14 protein-coding genes are annotated in these 19,057 nt (G+C 48.8%); 5 read left to right on the top strand and 9 right to left on the bottom strand.

Features of this window, described 5'->3' with window-relative positions:
* Nucleotides 1-174: 174 nt before the first annotated feature.
* Together F0P94_RS10760 and F0P94_RS10765 are read right to left on the bottom strand one after the other, a co-directional pair.
* The gene (locus F0P94_RS10760; RefSeq protein WP_150903887.1) at nt 175-1,995 is read right to left on the bottom strand and encodes a MutS-related protein; all 1,821 of its coding nucleotides are present in this window, start codon (nt 1,993-1,995) and stop codon (nt 175-177) included.
* Between the two features lie 167 nt (nt 1,996-2,162).
* On the bottom strand, nt 2,163-2,591 hold the full coding sequence (locus F0P94_RS10765) for a RidA family protein (protein ID WP_150903888.1): 429 nt from the start codon (nt 2,589-2,591) through the stop codon (nt 2,163-2,165).
* Nucleotides 2,592-2,706: 115 nt separating this feature from the next.
* On the opposite strand from F0P94_RS10765, the gene F0P94_RS10770 reads away from it, so the two are divergent.
* From F0P94_RS10770 to F0P94_RS10780, 3 genes are all read left to right on the top strand, one after another.
* Nucleotides 2,707-3,507, top strand: a complete 801-nt coding sequence (locus F0P94_RS10770; RefSeq protein ID WP_150903889.1) for an energy transducer TonB — start codon at nt 2,707-2,709, stop codon at nt 3,505-3,507.
* A 268-nt stretch (nt 3,508-3,775) separates the two neighbouring features.
* On the top strand, nt 3,776-4,315 hold the full coding sequence (locus F0P94_RS10775) for an inorganic diphosphatase (RefSeq protein WP_150903890.1): 540 nt from the start codon (nt 3,776-3,778) through the stop codon (nt 4,313-4,315).
* 267 nt (nt 4,316-4,582) lie between these two features.
* Complete coding sequence (locus F0P94_RS10780) at nt 4,583-5,248, top strand: DUF2461 domain-containing protein (protein WP_191907011.1); 666 nt, start codon at nt 4,583-4,585, stop codon at nt 5,246-5,248.
* Between the two features lie 379 nt (nt 5,249-5,627).
* Here the strand turns inward: F0P94_RS10780 and amaB are convergent, their stop codons facing one another.
* The 3 genes from amaB to F0P94_RS10795 form a co-directional block, all read right to left on the bottom strand.
* Entirely contained in the window at nt 5,628-7,205 is a 1,578-nt protein-coding gene (gene amaB / locus F0P94_RS10785) for an L-piperidine-6-carboxylate dehydrogenase (RefSeq protein ID WP_191907012.1), read from the bottom strand.
* A 430-nt stretch (nt 7,206-7,635) separates the two neighbouring features.
* Entirely contained in the window at nt 7,636-9,120 is a 1,485-nt protein-coding gene (locus F0P94_RS10790) for a Do family serine endopeptidase (RefSeq protein ID WP_150903892.1), read from the bottom strand.
* A 440-nt stretch (nt 9,121-9,560) separates the two neighbouring features.
* A complete protein-coding gene (locus F0P94_RS10795) occupies nt 9,561-10,403 on the bottom strand; it encodes a DUF2490 domain-containing protein (RefSeq protein WP_191907013.1) in 843 nt (280 codons plus the stop codon).
* A 172-nt stretch (nt 10,404-10,575) separates the two neighbouring features.
* Here F0P94_RS10795 and F0P94_RS10800 point away from each other — a divergent pair, with 172 nt between their 5' ends.
* Entirely contained in the window at nt 10,576-11,784 is a 1,209-nt protein-coding gene (locus F0P94_RS10800; protein WP_150903894.1) for a porin, read from the top strand.
* Nucleotides 11,785-11,843: 59 nt separating this feature from the next.
* Complete coding sequence (locus F0P94_RS10805; RefSeq protein ID WP_150903895.1) at nt 11,844-12,218, top strand: hypothetical protein; 375 nt, start codon at nt 11,844-11,846, stop codon at nt 12,216-12,218.
* 345 nt (nt 12,219-12,563) lie between these two features.
* On the opposite strand, the gene F0P94_RS10810 is transcribed toward F0P94_RS10805, so the two are convergent.
* From F0P94_RS10810 to secA, 4 genes are all read right to left on the bottom strand, one after another.
* Nucleotides 12,564-13,751, bottom strand: coding sequence for a M20 metallopeptidase family protein (locus tag F0P94_RS10810; RefSeq protein ID WP_150903896.1), 1,188 nt, complete (start codon nt 13,749-13,751; stop codon nt 12,564-12,566).
* A gap of 344 nt (nt 13,752-14,095) precedes the next feature.
* On the bottom strand, nt 14,096-14,638 hold the full coding sequence (locus F0P94_RS10815; RefSeq protein ID WP_150903897.1) for a sporulation protein: 543 nt from the start codon (nt 14,636-14,638) through the stop codon (nt 14,096-14,098).
* Nucleotides 14,639-14,707: 69 nt separating this feature from the next.
* Nucleotides 14,708-15,361, bottom strand: coding sequence for a deoxyribose-phosphate aldolase (deoC, locus tag F0P94_RS10820; protein WP_150903898.1), 654 nt, complete (start codon nt 15,359-15,361; stop codon nt 14,708-14,710).
* An 11-nt stretch (nt 15,362-15,372) separates the two neighbouring features.
* Nucleotides 15,373-18,750 (bottom strand): preprotein translocase subunit SecA, encoded by a 3,378-nt coding sequence (gene secA, locus F0P94_RS10825; RefSeq protein WP_150903899.1) that lies wholly within the window; start codon nt 18,748-18,750, stop codon nt 15,373-15,375.
* Between the last annotated feature and the right edge of the window lie 307 nt (nt 18,751-19,057).

Below are 19,057 nucleotides of genomic sequence, written 5' to 3' on the forward strand. Positions count from 1 at the left end.
ATTTGGTACTAATAGCTGGCTGACAAAAATTGCAGAAATAAAGGCTCAAAAAGATAAGAACTTAGCAGAAACAAGCTCCCCTCCTTTTTTCAAGGAGGGGCTGGGGGTGGTTAAAAGCTATGAAAAACCAAAATCGCCTTACAGCAGACCAGCTTTGCCAACTTCTACCATTTCCTACGCTTCCTCAATCGCAATTCCCATCAGCTGCATAAGCTTACTGGCATTGAAACTGCCGCATACTCCCGGAGTAAGTTTGTAGTCGAATATGATCTTATCGCCTTCTATGCGGCTGTTGAAACTGTAGTTCTTAACCGAGCCCGGCATTTCGTTTTCCAAGTTGCCTAGCTCCAGATCGTGGGTGGAAACCATGCCGCTGGCCTGCCGCTGGTGCAATTGTTTTACTAGCGCTACGGCACCTAAATGCCGGTCTTTGGAATTGGTGCCTTTCAGAATTTCATCGAGGAAATAAAAGACCGGTTCGGGTTTTTCCGTCAGATCCAGTAGCATTTTCAGGCGTTTCAGTTCGGCATAAAAGGAAGAAGTGCTTTCGGCTAAGTTGTCTTCGGTGCGCATGGCCGTGAAAACCTGCATCGGGTACGCTTTAAACCGTTGCGCACAAACCGCTGAGCCGGCATAAGCAAGCACCATGTTCAAACCTACCGTGCGGAGGAAAGTACTCTTGCCGGACATGTTGGAACCGGTAATGATCAGGCTTTTTCCGGCGCCGGAAGTGGTGAAAGAATTGGTGATGCGTTCGGAAACAAAAATAAGCGGGTGCCCCAATTCCGATGTAGAAATTTCAAACGGTTCGTCACTGATTTCCGGCACCGCGTACCCCGGGTTAGCATATTGAAAAGCGGCAAAACTGGCTAAGCATTCCACTTCGGCTAAGGTCAGCACGGCCGGTTCAAATAAGGGCGCCGATTTTTGTTTCCAGTTATCGAGTTGCCAGAGCCAGAAAAAATCCCACATCAGCAGGCTGTTTACCAGCAGGTTCAAATAAACATTTTGCGTGGCCGAAAGGTAATCCAGAATGGTAGCCAAGCGTTTGATGGAAGCAGAAGCAGGAACCTGGTTCAGATAAAGTCTGGCCTGCACCTGCCTTAATTTTGCGCTGCTGAATTCCCGGTTTTCGATGTGTTCCAGCGCCGAAACGTAGCCGGCTACCTCTTTGTGCAGGTCTTCGGATTTATCCTGAATTTCATCTTTGGCTTTTTTGAAGGTTGCATGAAAAAGGTACTGCACAAACGCCAGCGCGCCCGCTACATAGCCCGAAAGCAGATCGAAGTACCACAGACCAATGGCCGAAATGGTAACCAAAGGCAGCAAAAAAGTAAGCCCCAAAAGCCATTTGCGTTGGGCAAAAAAGCCGGGTTGCGCCAGCCAGTTCAGGAAGTCGGGCAGGTGGTCGGTTTTGCGTTTGTAATGCCGGGCTTTGGCTTCGAGTTGCTGCCGCCATTCCAGCTCCGGCAGTATTTCCTGCACCGCTTCCTGTCGCGCTAAAATCTCGGGTTTTGCCGCCGCCTGCTGCAGCCATCGGGCCAGCGTATTTTTCCCGGAAACGGTAACCGCCCGGCTTACCAAACCATACAGCGAATGCGAACCAAAAACATCCAGATCGGATGTGTAGTAATGCTGATTGTCTTTATAGCGAGAACCGTCGTCGAAAATGGAAAGCTTGCCCTGAAGCCGGGAGATTTCTTCGGCGTTTATCAGGCTTAAAATACGGTTATGTTCCTGCTGGTATTGCAAGCGGCTGTGCAACCGGACAAGGAAACCAAATCCAAGATAAAAAACCATGATTACCAGAAAGCCCCACGCATCATTACCGGTATAAAAGCACCAACCAGCCAAAGCAGCACCTGTCAGAAAAACGCTTAGCCGCACCAGCGAAATCTGGTTGGCTTTCCGCCGGAACGTATTTTCCAGAGAAGCAAAATCGTGCTGGCGTTTCTTAAAGGTAGTTTCCGGAGTTGAAATTTCAGAATGGTTCATGTACAAAGCTACTAAACCCTATGGTTTCCGGCCGAAAAAGTATGAAAAGAAAAAATCCTTCCGTAGCGGAGAAAAAAAATCTCAGTAGCCCAGAGTTTAAACCCTAAGCTACTGAGATTAAAAATCCAGATACCAGATACCTGATACTTGCTACCTGATACCTGCTACTAATCGATCGTAGCAATACACTTCAGCTCGATGCCGATAGGCGTAGGCAGGCAGTTAATTTCTACCGTGGTGCGGCAAGGCTGGTTGTCTTTAAAATATTCGGCGTAAATGCGGTTGTACGTTTTAAAATCGTCTTTCATGTTGGTCAGAAAAACAGTTACGTCTACCAGTTTGTCCCAGCTGGAGCCGGAATCTTCCAGAATGTAGCGCACGTTGCGGAAAACCGAATGGCATTGCGCTTCGATGTCGTAAGAAAGAATGTTGCCGTTTTCATCGAGCTCTACACCCGGAATTTTCTTCATGCCGCGTTCGCGCGGACCAACGCCCGATAAAAATAAAAGATTACCCACCCGGCGGGCGTGCGGGTACAAGCCAACCGGTTCCGGGGCTTTGGAGGAGTTCAATAATTCTTTGTCTTCTGTTGCCATACACAAATTTAGGTTTTTTTATTAATTTTAAGGAATTGTGTGTTCAGGAACACAAAACAGCATTAAGTTTGCATTGTGATATATTCATCCGGAAAGAAAAAGCAGTTGAGTTAACATGAAAAATTCTATCGCAACGTCATTGAACAAAAATCTGGCCTTTGGCCTCCTCATTGGTATTTTAACTTTTGCTGCCCCCTGTGCTTTCGGCCAGGGAAGAGAACCGGTTTACGAAGCGGTGGAATACCCCGCCCAGCCCAAAGGCGGTTACAGCGGCTTTCAGGACTATATCAGCAAGAACCTGACCTACCCTACTTTTTCGCTCCGCAACAAAACCCAGGGCACGGTAGAAGTATCGTTTATTGTGGAAAAGAACGGTTCGGTATCGAACCCGGAAATTGTAAAAGGTCTCGACGAATCGTGTAATTCTGAGGCGTTACGCGTAATTAAGAACAGCCCGAAATGGGAACCGGCCAAACACAACGGGCAAACCGTGCGCCAGAAAATTACCATGCCGCTGCTGTTCACCATGCCCGTACAACCCACTACGCCGGCCGCCACCGCCTCGAACACTTCCCCCGATGCACCGCCTGCCGAAGACCCTAACCTGAAACGCGTAACTCCTGAAATGGCCGCCCGTCCTGAAATAGGCACCGAAGACTTTTTTGTGTACCTGAAGCAAAACCAGAAGTACCCGGCCAAGGCACGCAAGAACCAGGTGCAGGGCCGCGTAATGGTAGAGTTTGTGGTGGAAAAAGACGGCAGCCTGAGCAACCTGAAAGTTATTCAGAAAATGGGCAGCGGCCTGGACGAAGAAGCGATCCGCTTAATTGAAAAAGGCCCGAAATGGATACCGGCGCAATACAACGGCCAGTCGATCCGTCAGAAAATGATCCTTCCGGTTATTTTTCAGCTGTAATTTTTATTCTTAAGGAGCCCACTCTAACCCCTCCGGGGAGGGGAATTTACCGAACATTGCAATTGCTTTCAGCTTACTCTTTAAGTACATCGTAATTGGAAATAATTTAAAAATCTATCTGAATAGTTATCGAGGAAGAATTCCCCTCCCCGGAGGGGTTAGGGGTGGGTTATTTTCCTGTCACACCATTTCCCGTAAACTTTCTTAAAGCAATCTTAAACCCGCTCACTTCTGGCGAAGTATAGGGATGGCTAATCATCCGAAAACCATGACTTCGCCTTACCTCCAATTACCCCCTACCGATCCGAAAACCGATACGCTGAACGTGATCATCGAAACACCGAAAGGCAGCCGCAACAAATTTTCGTTCGACGAAAAACTGCTGCTGTTCAAGTTTAAAAATGTATTGCCCGAGGGCAGCTTCTTCCCTTTCGATTTCGGTTTTTTGCCCAACACCTTAGCGGAAGACGGCGACCCGCTGGATGTTTTACTTTTAATGGATGAGCCCGTTTTTACCGGCTGTCTGGTAGAGGCCCGGGCTATTGGCGTAATAGAAGCCGAACAAACCGAAGACGGTAATACCGTGAGGAATGACCGGCTATTGGCGGTATCGGAAAACGTTCGCATGCATAAAGGCATTAAAACCCTGCACGATCTTCCTAAACCTTTGCTCGAGGAAATTGAACACTTCTTTAAGGCGTATAACGAAGGCATGGGCCGGGAATTTAAGGTAGTGGGCAAGCACGGTCCGCCGCAAGCGCTTAAACTGATCAGGAAAGCAGCCGAAGCTTATCAGAAGAAGTCCTGAACTTCCCTTTCAAAAACACCTTTTCGTTATTCATTCCTTTAGCCTTTCGAAAGGGCCACATCAAGGCGCAGCTTCCGGCAGCAACTGTTTTTACACCGGTCTTCTTTCCTTAGCTAACATACCTGACAACACCGTGAAATTCCGTTTTTTATCGGCCAGGAAGTAAAAAGTTGAATTTCTTGTTTACAATGTAGAAAAGGTTAAGTATTTTTAGGCATAAGTTCACTTACTTTAAGGCTTGAAAATATTATGTCGAACGTTAAAACAATGCCTTATTTCACTGCCGATTTTTTCCGGTTCTTTGAACAGCTTTCCGGAAATAATAATCAGGAATGGTTTGAAGACAACCGCTCTTTATACGACGAAGCTGTAAAACGCCCCTTTAAAGAGTTAGTGCAGGAAATGATCGACCGGATCAGCATGATTGACAAGGAACTTCGGATTCCGGTTACCGATGCCATGTTCCGGATTCAGAAGGACACCCGCTTCTCCCGCGATAAAACGCCTTTCAACACGCACATGTCCGCCAATATTTCGCACGGCGGCAAAAAATCGAAAGAATGCCCGGGCTTTTTCTTCCGCATTTCCCCAGAAAAAATTACGGTTGGCGGCGGCACTTACGACCTGGAAAAAGATAACCTGACCCGCGTGCGCCACCACATCGAAGATGAAATGGAACGCTTTAACAGTATTGTTTGCGAAGAAGCTTTCGTGCAAAAATACGGCTGTCTGCAGGGCGAACGCAACAAGGTAATTCCCAAAGAACTCCGCGACCTCTACGAAGAACAACCCCTTATCGCCAATAAGCAATTTTTCTATTCCGCCGATATCGACCCTAATCTGATCCTGGAAGAGAACCTGCCGGACCTGCTCATGGAATACTACCACGCCGGCAAACCGGTGAATGATTTTCTACGGGAAGCGATCCGGTAGAATTATTGATTGTTGATTGTTGATTGCTGATTTCTTGCTCTTTCGGATTTGTAATCCGAAAACACTTATTGAAAGGATTTGCAATTCGACTTTTATTCTGACAGGAATAGCATTTTATAGCTAACCACCGTGCAAGGCGGATTACAAATCCGCGGCTACTGTACTTCCGGATTGTAAATCCGGAAGAGCGAAAAGAGCAAAATATTTAGCTCCGCTGCCGTTGTTGGTGTTTTCACCAACAACCGAAATTGTTCAGAAGAACTGTTCGGAGGAAAGTTGTTGGTGAAAACACCAACAACGGCAGTAAAAAACTCAATAAAAAAGCCGCCCCGAATTTCTTCCGGGCGGCTTTCCTTTTTTAGCTTAAAATGCTAGCGTTTTAGTCCATGATCTTGAACTCGATGCCTTGGGCCAGCGGTAATTCGCGGCTGAAATTGATCGTGTTCGTCTGGCGACGCATGTAAATTCTCCAGGCATCGGAACCGGATTCGCGGCCGCCGCCGGTATCTTTTTCTCCGCCAAAAGCACCGCCAATTTCTGCACCGGAAGTACCGATGTTTACGTTGGCAATACCGCAATCGGAACCCCAGTGGCTTACGAATGCTTCGGTTTCGAGCATGTTGGTAGAGAAGATAGAAGAAGATAAACCTTGCTTCACCCCGTTCTGAATTTCGATGGCGTTTTCTACTGAACCGCTGTATTTAATTAAGTACAGGATCGGCGCAAAGGTTTCTTCCTGCACCATGTGGTAGTGATTTTCAGCTTCTACAATAGCCGGCGTTACGTAAGTACCGGTTTCGTAGCCTTCGCCGGAAAGGATATCGCCACCAACCAGCAGTTTTCCGCCTTCTTTCTGTACCGATTCCAGTGCGTTCAGGAACATATCTACGGCATGCTTATCGATCAGCGGACCAACCAAAGTACCGGCATTCAGCGGGTTACCAATTGGCAGGTTCGGATAGATCTTCAGCAGACGATCTCTTACTTCGTTGTAAATAGAATCGTGAATAATTAAACGACGGGTTGACGTGCAACGCTGACCGCAAGTACCAACGGCACCAAATACTACCGCGCGTAATGCCATTTCGATATCGGCATGTTCGGTCATGATAATGGCATTGTTGCCGCCCAGCTCCAGTAACGATTTGCCTAAACGGGCGCCAACGGCCTCGCCTACTTTCTTGCCCATGCGGGTAGAACCGGTTGCAGATACCAACGGCACGCGGGTATCGTGCGCCATTTTGCTACCGATTTCTGCATCGCCGATGATCACTGAGAAGATGCCTTCCGGCAGTTCGTTGGCCGCCAGTACTTCACGGATGATGTGCTGACAGGCAATAGCCGTAAGCGGTGTTTTTTCAGATGGTTTCCATACCGTTACGTCGCCGCAAACGGCTGCCAGCATGGCGTTCCAGCTCCAAACCGCTACCGGGAAGTTGAAGGCCGAAATTACGCCTACCACGCCCAGCGGATGGTACTGATCGTACATGCGGTGCGAAGGGCGCTCGGAGTGCAAAGTAGAACCCTGCAACTGACGGGACAGACCAACCGCGAAGTCACAGATGTCAATCATTTCCTGCACTTCGCCTAAGCCTTCCTGCAGAATTTTACCCATCTCGTAGCTTACCAGTTTGCCCAGCGCTTCTTTGTTTTCGCGGAGCTTGTTTCCGATCTGGCGAACAATTTCACCACGCTTCGGAGCCGGCACTTTGCGCCACACTTTAAAAGCCTGCTCTGCGGTTGCAATTACGTTGTCGTAATCTTCGGCAGTAGCCATGTGCACACTGGCAATTAAATTACCGTCGGCCGGCGAGTAGATCTCCCGTACGTGCTTGTTATTTTGTCCACCCCAGTTCAGGCCGGTGCTGTAAGCCGGGTTTACTTCTTTAATGCCCAGTTGCTGCAGCATTTCGCTGATGGCAGCCGTCATAGGTGCGTTTGCAATGGTGTCTTTCATATTATTGAATGGTTTATTGCTGATTATTAATTGCTAATGAATTACTTAAAAAATTTCGCTGGCGCAAGTGTTAATCGAAAGCGTCACTTGGGCCTATGAACAGGTGGAAGTCTTACCCCTCCTAAATCCTCCCCTAAAAACAGGGGAGGACTTTTCGGGAATGTAATATCTTAGTTACCTGCTTTCGCCAGTCCGGAGACTGGCTTTTGTTCTTCAGGCCCAAGTGACGCTTTCGCTTAACACTTGCGCCAGTGAAAAAGATTTGCGCCAGTGAAAATCAGCAGGTTTTTCCGGGGAAACCCTACCATTTTCAAATTTTCAAATCTTCAAATTTTCAAATCTCCAAATCGACTAATTGCAAAGCTACATAAACAAAAAGGCTCCTGCAATTTGCAGAAGCCTTTTCGGGTTATTTTAGTGCTGTTACATCTTAGCGGTGCAGCGCATAGAAGGCCTGACGACCGTCCGGATAAATCCCGCCGATCAGGATACCGCCTTTGCGGTCATTCAGCAGTTTTTCTACGTCTTTCGGTGTTTTCACGTCCGTTTTATCGATCTGCAGAATTATGAAGCCGTCTTTCATACCGGATTCGCGGAACTTGCTGTTCTTTACGTCGTCAATCTTCACGCCGCCTTCCAAGTCGAATTTGCTCAGTTCCTGTTTGGTTAAAGGCTTGAACTTCGCGCCGTCAATCTCAATTTCCTTGCCCGGATCGTAACGAACAATTTCGGTATCGTTCATTTTGTTGCGGAGCGTGGCGTTAACGGTTTTCTCTTTGTTGTCGCGGAGGAAAGTTACTTTGATCTTATCGCCGGGACGGAACCGGGCTACCTGCTCCTGCAGCTGGGCCGAAGTATTCACGTTCACGCCGTTGATCTTCGTAATTACGTCGCCTTCTTCCAGCCCGGCTTCCGAAGCAGCGCTGCCTTTATTCAGGCCCATTACGTACACGCCGTTCAGGGTATTGATCTTCTTCTCAGCTGCCAGGGTAGCGTCCACTTCGCGGATGCTCACGCCCAGTAAGGCACGCTGCACTTCGCCGTATTTCAACAGGTCATCCACCACTTTACTTACGATGGAAGTTGGCACCGCGAAAGAGTAGCCGGAATAAGAACCGGTTTGCGTGGCAATAGCCGTATTGATACCAACCAGATCGCCGTTCAGGTTTACGAGCGCACCACCGGAGTTACCAGGGTTCACCGCGGCATCGGTCTGAATAAAAGACTCAACGCCCATGTTGTCTTTGTTTCGCAGAATATTGATGTTCCGGCCTTTGGCACTTACGATACCGGCGGTAACCGTAGAGTTCAGGTTGAAGGGGTTACCTACCGCCAGCACCCACTCGCCTACTCGCACGTTATCGGAGTTTCCGTAACGGATGGCCGGCAGGTTGTCGGCGTTCACTTTCAGTACCGCCAGATCGGTGTTCGGGTCGGTACCTACTAAGGTTGCTTCCAGTTCACGTTTGTCATCCAGTACAACTTTAATTTTATCGGCTTTATCAATTACGTGGTTGTTCGTTACAATGTAGCCGTTCGACGCGATTATCACCCCGGAACCAGAGCCCTGGGCCGGACCTTGCGGCCGCTGCTGAAAACCGCCGAAACTATCGCCGAAGAACTGGCGCAGGAGCGGGTCCATCTGGCCGTAAGCCTGGCTTTGCGGACGGTTATATTCGGTTTGAACGTGCACCACAGCCGGCGTAACGCTGGCAGCAGCATTCACAAAGTTCAGGCCTTCCGGCACTACTACATCGCTGTTGCGCATCATGCTGGTGTAGCGAACGTTATTGCCGACAGCAGTCTGTGCGAGGGGTTGTTTTTCTTCTTCCAGGAGCTTGTAACCCCCGATGGCCATGCCGCCTCCCATGGTGGCTGACATCATAAGGCCAAGGATGAATTTTCTTGCTTCCATTTTTTACGTTTCTGTTTTTACTTTTTATTTTCAGTTTAACAAATTTCTTTTCTTAAACCGGAAGCTGTTAAGGCATCCGGAAATAAAACGATGAGATAGTTAATCTGGTATATAGTGCTTCAAATTAAACCGGTATTTATTCTGTTTGCCTTTTTTGCAAAAATCAGACCGGTTTTTATACGGCTTTACCGCTATAGTTGTAAATAAAGGTATCCGTTAATATTGACTATCAACAAAATAAGCCTTGAGTTTTCCGGTTATAATCCTACCGTTACATTCAGGATTTTACGAATATAAAATGTAATTGGGTTTTTGTCAAGAGGCAAAAACACTGCCACTTTTACCAAGCCGGACTGTCAGAAAGACAAGGGCACTTTTAATTACTATTTCCGGTAATTACTATTTCCGGCGTTTATTTAACCAACAGTATTTTTAGCCGATTAGTTGCCGGCAGCATCGTTCAGGGAAGAGAGCTGCGGTACGGTTTCGTCGGAGGTGTTTTTACCCCGGATAATGAACCGAATGTCGAACCCGAAGATCGGGTCGATGCGGTTGCGTTTGCCGCCTTTTTCTTTGATGATCGGGTTGCCCTGATCATCATCTTCGCCGGTAAAGGTATCGAGCACGTAGTAGTATTCGGTTTGTTTGGTGAAGTAAGGCGTAAGCCACAGGTACGGGGTAACTTTATAGCTGGCGGCAATGCGTAACCGGGAGCGGTCTACAGTGCGGGTTTCGATCAGCGGATCTTCCTCTTTGAAATCCTGGTAAAAGAATAACTCATAGGAAAGGTGCGGCCGAAGCGTGTGGTTACCGAGTTTAAAATTCCGTTCCAGTGCCACGCTAGGGCGAATACGGCCGCGGCTGTCGCCAAATTCCGGACGGATGTAATCGTAAGCCAGACGCTTGATAAAACTGGTTTCGCCGATTTTTCCGTTGTGCCGCAAAGCCGCCTGGTAGATCTGATTATCGTTGAAAGTATCGAAGGTGTAGCGGGCAAAAAGGCTGCCGCTCCACTTCTCGGTGAAGCGTTGCTCATAACCGGCCAGTACGTATACCTGGTAGAATTTACTTAACGCGCCGGATTCTTTCAGCCCCGGAAAATCGGAATCGGTGTTGTGGCGCCACTGGTTACGGAAAAAGAAAAAGCCCTTGTTTTTTAAATAGAAATCAGCCTGCAGGTCGGTCCAGATCAGCGGATCGGATTTCACTTTTTTTACCTGAGCTTCGGCAAAGGCCACATTCAAAAACCACAAACCTAAAACCAGAACCAGTTTTTTATTCATAACGGATAGCATTTTCAACAGCAACATACGCAGTAAAGGGAACCATTGCCGGAAATTTCAGCAAAACTTAACAATTTGGCAATTCCGGGGTTTATGCTTCGGGAAAGAACTCTAATTTTGCCGGCTGAATTTTCTTCGTTTTTAGCCGGATCTTCCGGCAATCCTGAACTTGATGATGCGACACCGTTACCTGCTCCCCTTGCTGTTTGTTTTAATTTCTTCGCTTCCGGCTCTGGCCCAGACCGGCAGCATCCAACCCATCGATGTTTCTTTTCACGACGTGAACGGCATCCGGTTTATGACTCAGGACAGCAGCAGCGCGATGCACTTGCGCTTCCGGATGCAGAACCGCGTAGAACTGGCCACCGAATCCGGCTCCGATGCTGATCTGGCAAGGCAAAGCGGCTTGGTGCGCCGCCTTCGCCTAAGGACTTCCGGTTACCTGAAATCCCAAAAGCTGACCTATAATTTACAGTTAGGCTTTTCCCCTTCCGACATGGATTTAGCGAATTCCCCGAACCCGCAAATTATCCTCGATGCGGTGGTATTCTACCGTTTCCTGCCGGCATTGCGGATCGGTTTCGGCCAGACGAAACTGCCGGGCAACCGTCAGCGGGTAATTTCTTCCGGCGAACAGCAATTCGTAGACCGTTCCATTGTAAACTCTACCTTTAATCTTGACCGCGATTTTGGTTTTCATGGCTCCTTAAAAGAAAGCATTGGGAACGTGGGCGTGAACTTACTGGCTGCGGTAACTACCGGCGACGGCCGCAACACCTTCGACCGGGGCGTTGGCCTGGCGTATACCGTGCGCGGCGAAGTGCTGCCTTTCGGCAAATTCAAATACGACGGCGATTATTTTGAAGGCGACTGGGCGTTTGAAGAAACCCCGAAATTATCCATCGGTGGCATGGCTTCCTATAACGAAAACGCGACCCGCACCGGTGGCCAGATAGGCCGGGATCTTTTTAGTTCTACAGACATCCGGACCTACGAACTGGACGCCTTGCTGAAATACCAAGGCATTGCCTTTTATACCGAATATATGAACCGCGATGCTACCCGTCCGTTAACCTTTAACCCTGATTTCAGTCAGGTACGGTACGTGCTTACCGGTTATGGTTTGAATACCCAGCTGAGTTACCAGTTCCGCAATCATTTCGAGATCGGTGGCCGTTACGCTTTTGTAAAACCCAACGAAAAAGTGGATGAACTGGCCTTGCAAACGAAGGAATACACCCTTGTAGGCAACTATTATTACCGGTGGCACCGCATTAAATTGCAGAGTGACCTGACCTATCAGGAGCGGGAAAACCTGACGGTTGAACGCAGCAATCGAGATGCCTGGATCTGGCGTTTCCAGGTGGAACTGGGAATTTAATTTACCTGAGAACAGCAACAAATTGCTTCTGATCTTGTTGCATTTAAAACTGCTGTTCTATGCAAAAGATCCTGATTCCGATAATTACAAGTCTGATAGGAATTGCAGGGCTGGTGGGCTTTATTTCAACTGAAAAAGCTGCCCCGGCCCGGACCGAAGATTATGCCGTGCTAAACGTTTTTCAGGATGGAAAAAGGAATTACATCAGCTTAACGGTGGGCTCCAACCCTACCCAGCAACGGGAATTCCACCGGGAGAAAACCGAACAACGCTATGACCTGGCTCCTATCCTCCGGGAAATGGAAAACCTGAACCAGCAAGGCTTCGAACTCGTGAACAGCTCCACGGCCATTATTCCGGCGGGCGTTCCGGATGAAATAACCGGCGGCAATCCCTTCTACACCTTTACGTTTAAAAGGAAGCTGCAAAAATAATTTGGCAGTATTATAGTTTTTCAAGGGCATCCGGATATCCTTTTGCGGCATCCGGATGCTTTTTATTTCAGCTCTCTACCCCTTTCCACCCCGGCCTGTCCCCCGACAGGCCGGAAGCACTGCAGCTATGAGCCTTGTGCATAAGCTTCCCAAAAGCGATTAATTAAGGTAAAATATTTGATAGGTTGGGTTGGCTTCCAGAAGTGAGCCGCAATATTCCGGCCTGTCAGGGGACAGGCCAGGGTGTAAGAAAGCTGCAAAAAAAAAAGCTTTGGTAGTATTTTAGTTTTTCAGGGCATCCGGGTACCATTTTCGGTATCCGGATGTTTTTTTTATTTCAGCTGCTTATTTCAATTGTTCCAGGGCCAGCCAGGCCATTAAACCGCTGCCAATTTCCAGGGCATTTTCATCGATATCGAAGGTTGGCGTGTGCACGGAAGAAACAATGCCGCGGCTTTCGTTGCGGGTGCCTAAGCGGTAAAAACAGGCGGCCGTTTCCTGGGAATAATAAGCAAAGTCTTCCGCTGCCAACCACAGATCCAGATCTACCACGTTTTCTGCGCCTAAATATTGCTCCGCAGCTTCGCGGGCTTTGGCCGTCAGTTCCGGTTCGTTCTGCAGAAATGGATAGCCTTTCAGGATCGTAAATTCACAGCTGCCGCCCATGGCTTCGGCCATTTCCTCCGCCATTTTTTTCATTTTAACGTGCGCTTCGGCCCGCCATTTTTCGTTCATCGTCCGGAAGGTGCCTTCCATTTTCACTTCGTCGGGAATTACGTTCGTAGCGCCGTTGGCCTGCACTTTCCCGAAAGATAAAACCGTCGGAATTTTGGGACTGGCAACCCGACTCACGATCTGCTGCAAAGCCACCAGAATATGTGCTGAGATCAACACCGGGTCGATGTTCATTTCCGGAATGGCCGCGTGACCGCCTTTGCCGCGTACGGTTACATAGATCTCATCAGCACTGGCCATGTACATGCCGCTCCGGAAACCTACTTTGCCGGTTTCCAAAAGCGGAAAAACGTGTTGGCCTAAAATAGCTTCCGGCACCGGATTCTGCAAAACGCCTTCTTTTATCATCAGGCTCGCGCCTCCCGGAAACTTTTCTTCCCCCGGCTGAAAAATGAGTTTTACCGTTCCTTCGAATTCTTCCCTGAGCTGGCTTAAAATGCGGGCTGTTCCTAATAAAGAAGCCGTATGCGCATCGTGGCCGCAAGCATGCATCACCCCTTCGTTTTTAGACTTGTAGTTTACTTCGTTCTTTTCAAAAATGGGTAAAGCATCCAGATCGGCGCGCAGGGCAATTACTTTTTTCTCCGGGTTCCGGCCTTTCAGCAATACCACCAGACCGGTTCCGGCCATGGTTTCCGCTTCCAGTCCGTAGCTTTGCAGCGTATTTTTTACAAATGCCGAAGTCTGAAATTCCTGGAAAGAAAGTTCGGGATTGGCGTGCAGGTGCTGGTGGATATTAACGGTTTCGGAAGCAAATTCAGAGGCAAGTTGCTTTACGCGGGCTTTCAGATCGGACATTTTTTTAATGTGCTAATTTTTTAATGTGCTGATGTGCTATTTTGTAGCGTAGGGTTTAAACCCTACACCGTCAACTTAAGGAATTATTGCTCTTTCAGACATCTATGTCTGAAAGTAAACTGCCGGGGACATCCTTGTCCCCGTATCTATACACGCGGACAAGGATGTCCGAATGGATATAGATGTCCGAAACAGCGATACCAGTTAATAATAATGCTTAAGTTGACGGCATTGGGTTTAAACCCTACGCTACAAAAATAATAAACCTCACAGCTAAATAAACTGTGAGGTTTCAAGTTAAGATTTTTCTAAAAACAATAGCGTTTTCGGCTTAAAAACTATGCTTATCGCGGGCGGTTCACGTTTACCTGCTCGGCAATAATGGAGGCGTTCGGCACAATGTTGCGGATCTGTTGCAGGGCTTGGTTGGCTTCCATGCGGCTGTAGAAATCGCCGATCTTGAGCTTGAAGGTTGGTTGCACGTAGGTTAAATAATCGCGTTCTTCCGGCATCTGGCCGATGATGGCTTTGCGCAAATCGAAGGCGGTTTTACGGTCGTTGCCGGTGTAGGCTAAGATCCGGTAGCCCTGGGCGTACTTGATATTTTTATTGGCATTGGCAACAGTATCGAGTAAAGATGCTACTTTTTCGTTTACATGATGCGTGGGCATTACTGACGCCGAAGCAGTCAGGTTTTCCGGCACGGCTGCTACTTTCGGCCGGTAGGCGCTCAGGTCTTCGGTTCTGCTTTTTTTGGCGCCGGCGGCTACCGTTTTAGCGCCGGAGGTTTTAGCATTACCGGAAGTACCCGTAGCTTTAGAACCCGCACAGGCTGAAAAAATAGTGAGTAGTAAGGTTAATGCTAAGATCTGATACTGTTTTCTCATTCCGAAGTATATTTTTTGTTCCGCCTGACAGCTGTTTCAGCTATCTCTTTTAAATCTGACTTTCCGGTTTTATGTTGCCATTAAAGCTACGCCGGAAGAAGTTCCTAAGCGATCGGCGCCGGCAACAATAAGTTCTAAGGCAAACTCCTTCGTTTTAATTCCGCCGGATGCTTTTATTTTAATATTTTCCGGAAGCGTTTCGCGCATGATCCGGATATCTTCCACGCTGGCGCCGCGGCTCGAAAAACCGGTAGACGTTTTCACGTAATCTACGTTCGCTTCGGCACACATTTTACAGATGCGTACCAGTTCCTCCGGCGTAAGCAAAGCGGTTTCCACGATCACTTTCAGCACTGCATTTTTAAAGTGGCAAAGCGTGGAAAGCTGTTCGATCTCTTCCTGCACTTCGGCGTAATGCCCCGATTTGAAGGCGGCCACGTTAATGACCATGTCTATTTCGTTGGCGCCGTGCGCAAGGGCTTTGTGGGTCTCAAAAAACTTAACGTCCGTAAGCGAGTACCCAAGCGGGAACCCGATTACGGACGCTATTTTTACCGGCGTTTCGCCCAGGGCTTCTTTGGCCGTTTTCACGTAGCACGGGGGCACGCAAACGGCCGCGAAATTATAAGCCCTGGCTTCTTCGCACAATTTCTGAACCTGCTCCTGGGTGGCATCCGGCCGAAGCAGGGTGTGATCGATATAAGAAGCCAGGTTCAGGGTCATTTTACAATAAATTAGTCTTCGATCAGAACACAACGGTTATTCAGCACATCGTCTTCCACGCTCTTGTATTTCACGTCGCGAAGCACTCTGCCGTCGGCGTACTGTACGCTCACTTTGTCGTTACGGTTGGCCACTTTGGTAGCGCGCACCGGCGTTTGCTTCGGGGCTTCCGGCATTACCTGCTCCGGGGCAAAATCTTCCGGACCGGCACCCAGTGAGTCTAAACCAGATTCTTTCTCCAGCTTCAGCTTTGGTTGCGGTGCGCGCACCTGTTCCGGCGCGGCGTGCACTTCCTGCTCCTGCTGCACCGGAATGTCGGCGCGGGAAAGGAAAGCTACTGATTCTTCGTTCACTTTACCGATCATGCGTTTGAACAACTCGAAGGATTCGAATTTGTAAACCAAAAGCGGGTCTTTCTGCTCGTAAACGGCATTCTGTACCGATTGCTTCAGGTCGTCCATCTGGCGAAGGTGCTGGGTCCAGGCCTGATCGATGGTGTTCAGCACTACAATTTTCTCCATGGCCTTGATCAGCTCTTTCGAACGGCTCTGGAACGCTTTTTCCAGGTTGGCCACTACCGAAATAGTTTGCTTCCCATCGGAGAACGGCACGGCAATGTTCTGGATATGCGGGCCGCTGTTGATGTGAATATCGGTAATGATCGGGAAAGAATGCTCCTGAATATGGGCGTTCTTGGCCAAGTAATGCTGCAGGGCTTCGTCGTACAAACGCTGGGTCAGTACTTCGGCTGGCTGGCTGGTCAGTTCGGCGGCGGTAATAGTGGTATCGAAACCGAAAACCCGGATCACATTCAACTCGAAGTTTTCGAAATTATTGAGCAGTTTGTTGTTGAGCACAATATCCTCGCTGGCGTCGAAGATCATGTTCCAGATATCGAGTTCCAGACGTTCGCCGTGCAGGGCGTTGCGGCGGCGTTTGTAAACCACCTCGCGTTGCGCGTTCATCACGTCGTCGTACTCAAGCAAGCGCTTACGCGTTCCGAAGTTGTTTTCTTCTACTTTTTTCTGAGCTCTTTCAATGGAGCTGGAGATCATAGAGTGCTGAATTACTTCGCCTTCCTCTAAGCCCATGCGGTCCATTAAACGCGCAATCCGGTCCGAGCCGAACAAACGCATCAGGTTGTCTTCCAGGGAAACAAAGAACTGCGAAGAACCCGGGTCACCCTGACGGCCGGCACGACCACGCAACTGGCGGTCTACGCGGCGCGATTCGTGACGCTCAGTACCGATAATGGCCAGACCGCCGGCAGCTTTACTTTCCGGAGCCAGCTTAATGTCAGTACCCCGACCAGCCATGTTGGTAGCAATGGTAACGGTGCCCGGCTTACCGGCTTCGGCTACAATTTCAGCTTCGCGCTGGTGGTGCTTGGCGTTCAGAACCTGGTGGTTGATGCCACGCATTTTCAGCATACGGCTTACCAGTTCCGAAATTTCTACCGAGGTAGTACCTACCAGTACCGGACGTCCGATTTTGGTTAGTTCTACAATTTCGTCAGCAACGGCATTGAATTTCTCGCGAACGGTTTTGTAAACTTTATCGTGGCGGTCGTCGCGGGAAATAACGCGGTTGGTTGGAATTACTACAACGTCCAGTTTATAAATTTCCCAGAACTCGCCGGCTTCGGTTTCAGCCGTACCGGTCATACCGCAAAGTTTGTGGTACATCCGGAAATAGTTCTGCAACGTTACCGTAGCGTAGGTTTGCGTGGCATCTTCTACGCGCACGTTTTCTTTCGCTTCAATGGCCTGGTGCAAACCGTCGGAGTAACGGCGCCCTTCCATTACGCGGCCGGTCTGCTCGTCTACAATTTTAACTTTCTGGTTATCGGTTACAATGTATTCGGTATCTTTTTCGAATAAGGTGTAAGCCTTCAGCAACTGGTTAATGGTGTGAATGCGCTGCGACTTCTCAGAAAAATCATCCAGGAGCTTATCCTTGGCATGTACTTTTTCTTCGTGGGTAAGCTCTTTGTTGTTTTCGATGTGCGCAATCTCCATCCCGATGTCCGGCATGATGAAGAAGTGCGGGTCTTCGCCCTGACCGGTAATTAAATCGATCCCTTTTTCGGTAAGCTCGATCTGGTTGTTCTTTTCGTCGATGGTAAAGAACAGCGGCTTATCGGCTTCCGGCATCTGGCGCGAGTTGTCCTGCAGGTAGAAGTTCTCGGTTTTCTGAAGTACGGCCCGAACGCCGGTTTCGCTTAAGAATTTGATAAGCGGTTTGTTTTTAGGCAGGCCGCGGTACGCGCGGAATAAAGCCAGGCCACCTTCTTTGTCGTTTCCTTCCTTGATCAGTTTTTTGGCTTCAACCAATAAGTTATTTACGAGCTTTTTCTGCGCTTCCACCAGCATAGCAATGCGTGGTTTCAGGACGTAGAATTCGTGTTCATCGCCACGCGGTACCGGCCCGGAAATGATCAAAGGCGTACGCGCATCATCGATCAATACGGAGTCAACCTCATCGACCATGGCGAAGTGGTGCTTGCGCTGTACCAGTTCTTCCGGGTCGCGGGCCATATTGTCGCGGAGGTAATCGAAGCCGAATTCGTTGTTGGTGCCGTAGGTGATATCGGCCTGGTAGGCGCGGCGGCGGGCATCGGAGTTCGGCTGGTGCTTGTCGATGCAATCGAGGGTAAGACCGTGGAATTCGAAAAGCGGCGCCATCCATTCGGAGTCACGCTTGGCCAGGTAATCGTTTACGGTTACTACGTGCACGCCGCGCTTGGCAAGGGCATTTAAGAAGGCCGGTAAGGTTGCCACTAAGGTCTTGCCTTCACCGGTCGCCATTTCGGCAATTTTACCCATGTGCAGCACCGTACCACCGATCAGCTGTACGTCGTAATGGAGCATGTCCCACACTACTTCAGAGCCGGCGGCCATCCAGCGGTTATGCCAAACCGCTTTGTCGCCTTCTATCTGAACGTTTGGTTTGCGGGAAGCAAATTCGCGGTCCAGCTCGGTGGCGGTTACGGTTAATTTATGGTTTTCTTTGTAACGACGGGCGGTATCTTTTACAATGGCAAAAGCCTGGGGCAATACTTCTAACAGCACTACTTCCAGGTCTTTGTTGCGCTGTTTTTCCAGCTCGTCGATTTGGGTGAATATATTTTCTTTCTGGGTAATATCCAGGTTGGTATCATTCTGAACCTGCGCGTGCAAGCCGGCAATCTGGTCGTCGATGCCTTTGAGGCGTTCGTCGATAATTGCTTTTACTTCGGCCGTGCGCTGGCGGAGTTGGTCGTCGGATAAGCCGGCCAGTTTGGCGTACTCTTCGTTGGTACGCGCTACGTAGGGCATTACTTCTTTAATATCCCGCTCCGACTTCGTGCCAAACAACTTCGCGACGGTTTTTCCGATAAAATCGAACATTTTGTCTTTTATTTAGTATTCTCTAGATTAATCTCAAAAATAAAGGGTATTTCCGAAATATGGAAGCAAGCCACTCGAAAACAATGCCATAAAGGCCAAAAGCCCCAGGTTATGACAAACTTGCGGCTTTTCCCAGAAATTACAACAACTTTTACCGAAAATTTATTCCTTTTTATTATTTAACAGCTCTTTTTACTAATTAACTTTTTGAGCATCAACCCCTAGCATTTTAGCGGCCTAATTTCTGATATTCCTGACAAAATGCAACCCCGAAGCTACCCAGGTTGGCAGAACAAGTGTAATTCCG

The sequence above is a fragment of the Adhaeribacter soli genome, assembly GCF_008727925.1.
GTDB lineage: Bacteria > Bacteroidota > Bacteroidia > Cytophagales > Hymenobacteraceae > Adhaeribacter_A > Adhaeribacter_A soli.

Coding starts and splice junctions, on each gene's coding strand:
- F0P94_RS10760 (WP_150903887.1), bottom strand. CDS start 1,995: ATGAACCATTCTGAAATTTCAACTCCGGAAACTACCTTTAAGAAACGC.
- F0P94_RS10765 (WP_150903888.1), bottom strand. CDS start 2,591: ATGGCAACAGAAGACAAAGAATTATTGAACTCCTCCAAAGCCCCGGAA.
- F0P94_RS10770 (WP_150903889.1), top strand. CDS start 2,707: ATGAAAAATTCTATCGCAACGTCATTGAACAAAAATCTGGCCTTTGGC.
- F0P94_RS10775 (WP_150903890.1), top strand. CDS start 3,776: ATGACTTCGCCTTACCTCCAATTACCCCCTACCGATCCGAAAACCGAT.
- F0P94_RS10780 (WP_191907011.1), top strand. CDS start 4,583: ATGCCTTATTTCACTGCCGATTTTTTCCGGTTCTTTGAACAGCTTTCC.
- amaB (WP_191907012.1), bottom strand. CDS start 7,205: ATGAAAGACACCATTGCAAACGCACCTATGACGGCTGCCATCAGCGAA.
- F0P94_RS10790 (WP_150903892.1), bottom strand. CDS start 9,120: ATGGAAGCAAGAAAATTCATCCTTGGCCTTATGATGTCAGCCACCATG.
- F0P94_RS10795 (WP_191907013.1), bottom strand. CDS start 10,403: ATGAATAAAAAACTGGTTCTGGTTTTAGGTTTGTGGTTTTTGAATGTG.
- F0P94_RS10800 (WP_150903894.1), top strand. CDS start 10,576: ATGATGCGACACCGTTACCTGCTCCCCTTGCTGTTTGTTTTAATTTCT.
- F0P94_RS10805 (WP_150903895.1), top strand. CDS start 11,844: ATGCAAAAGATCCTGATTCCGATAATTACAAGTCTGATAGGAATTGCA.
- F0P94_RS10810 (WP_150903896.1), bottom strand. CDS start 13,751: ATGTCCGATCTGAAAGCCCGCGTAAAGCAACTTGCCTCTGAATTTGCT.
- F0P94_RS10815 (WP_150903897.1), bottom strand. CDS start 14,638: ATGAGAAAACAGTATCAGATCTTAGCATTAACCTTACTACTCACTATT.
- deoC (WP_150903898.1), bottom strand. CDS start 15,361: ATGACCCTGAACCTGGCTTCTTATATCGATCACACCCTGCTTCGGCCG.
- secA (WP_150903899.1), bottom strand. CDS start 18,750: ATGTTCGATTTTATCGGAAAAACCGTCGCGAAGTTGTTTGGCACGAAG.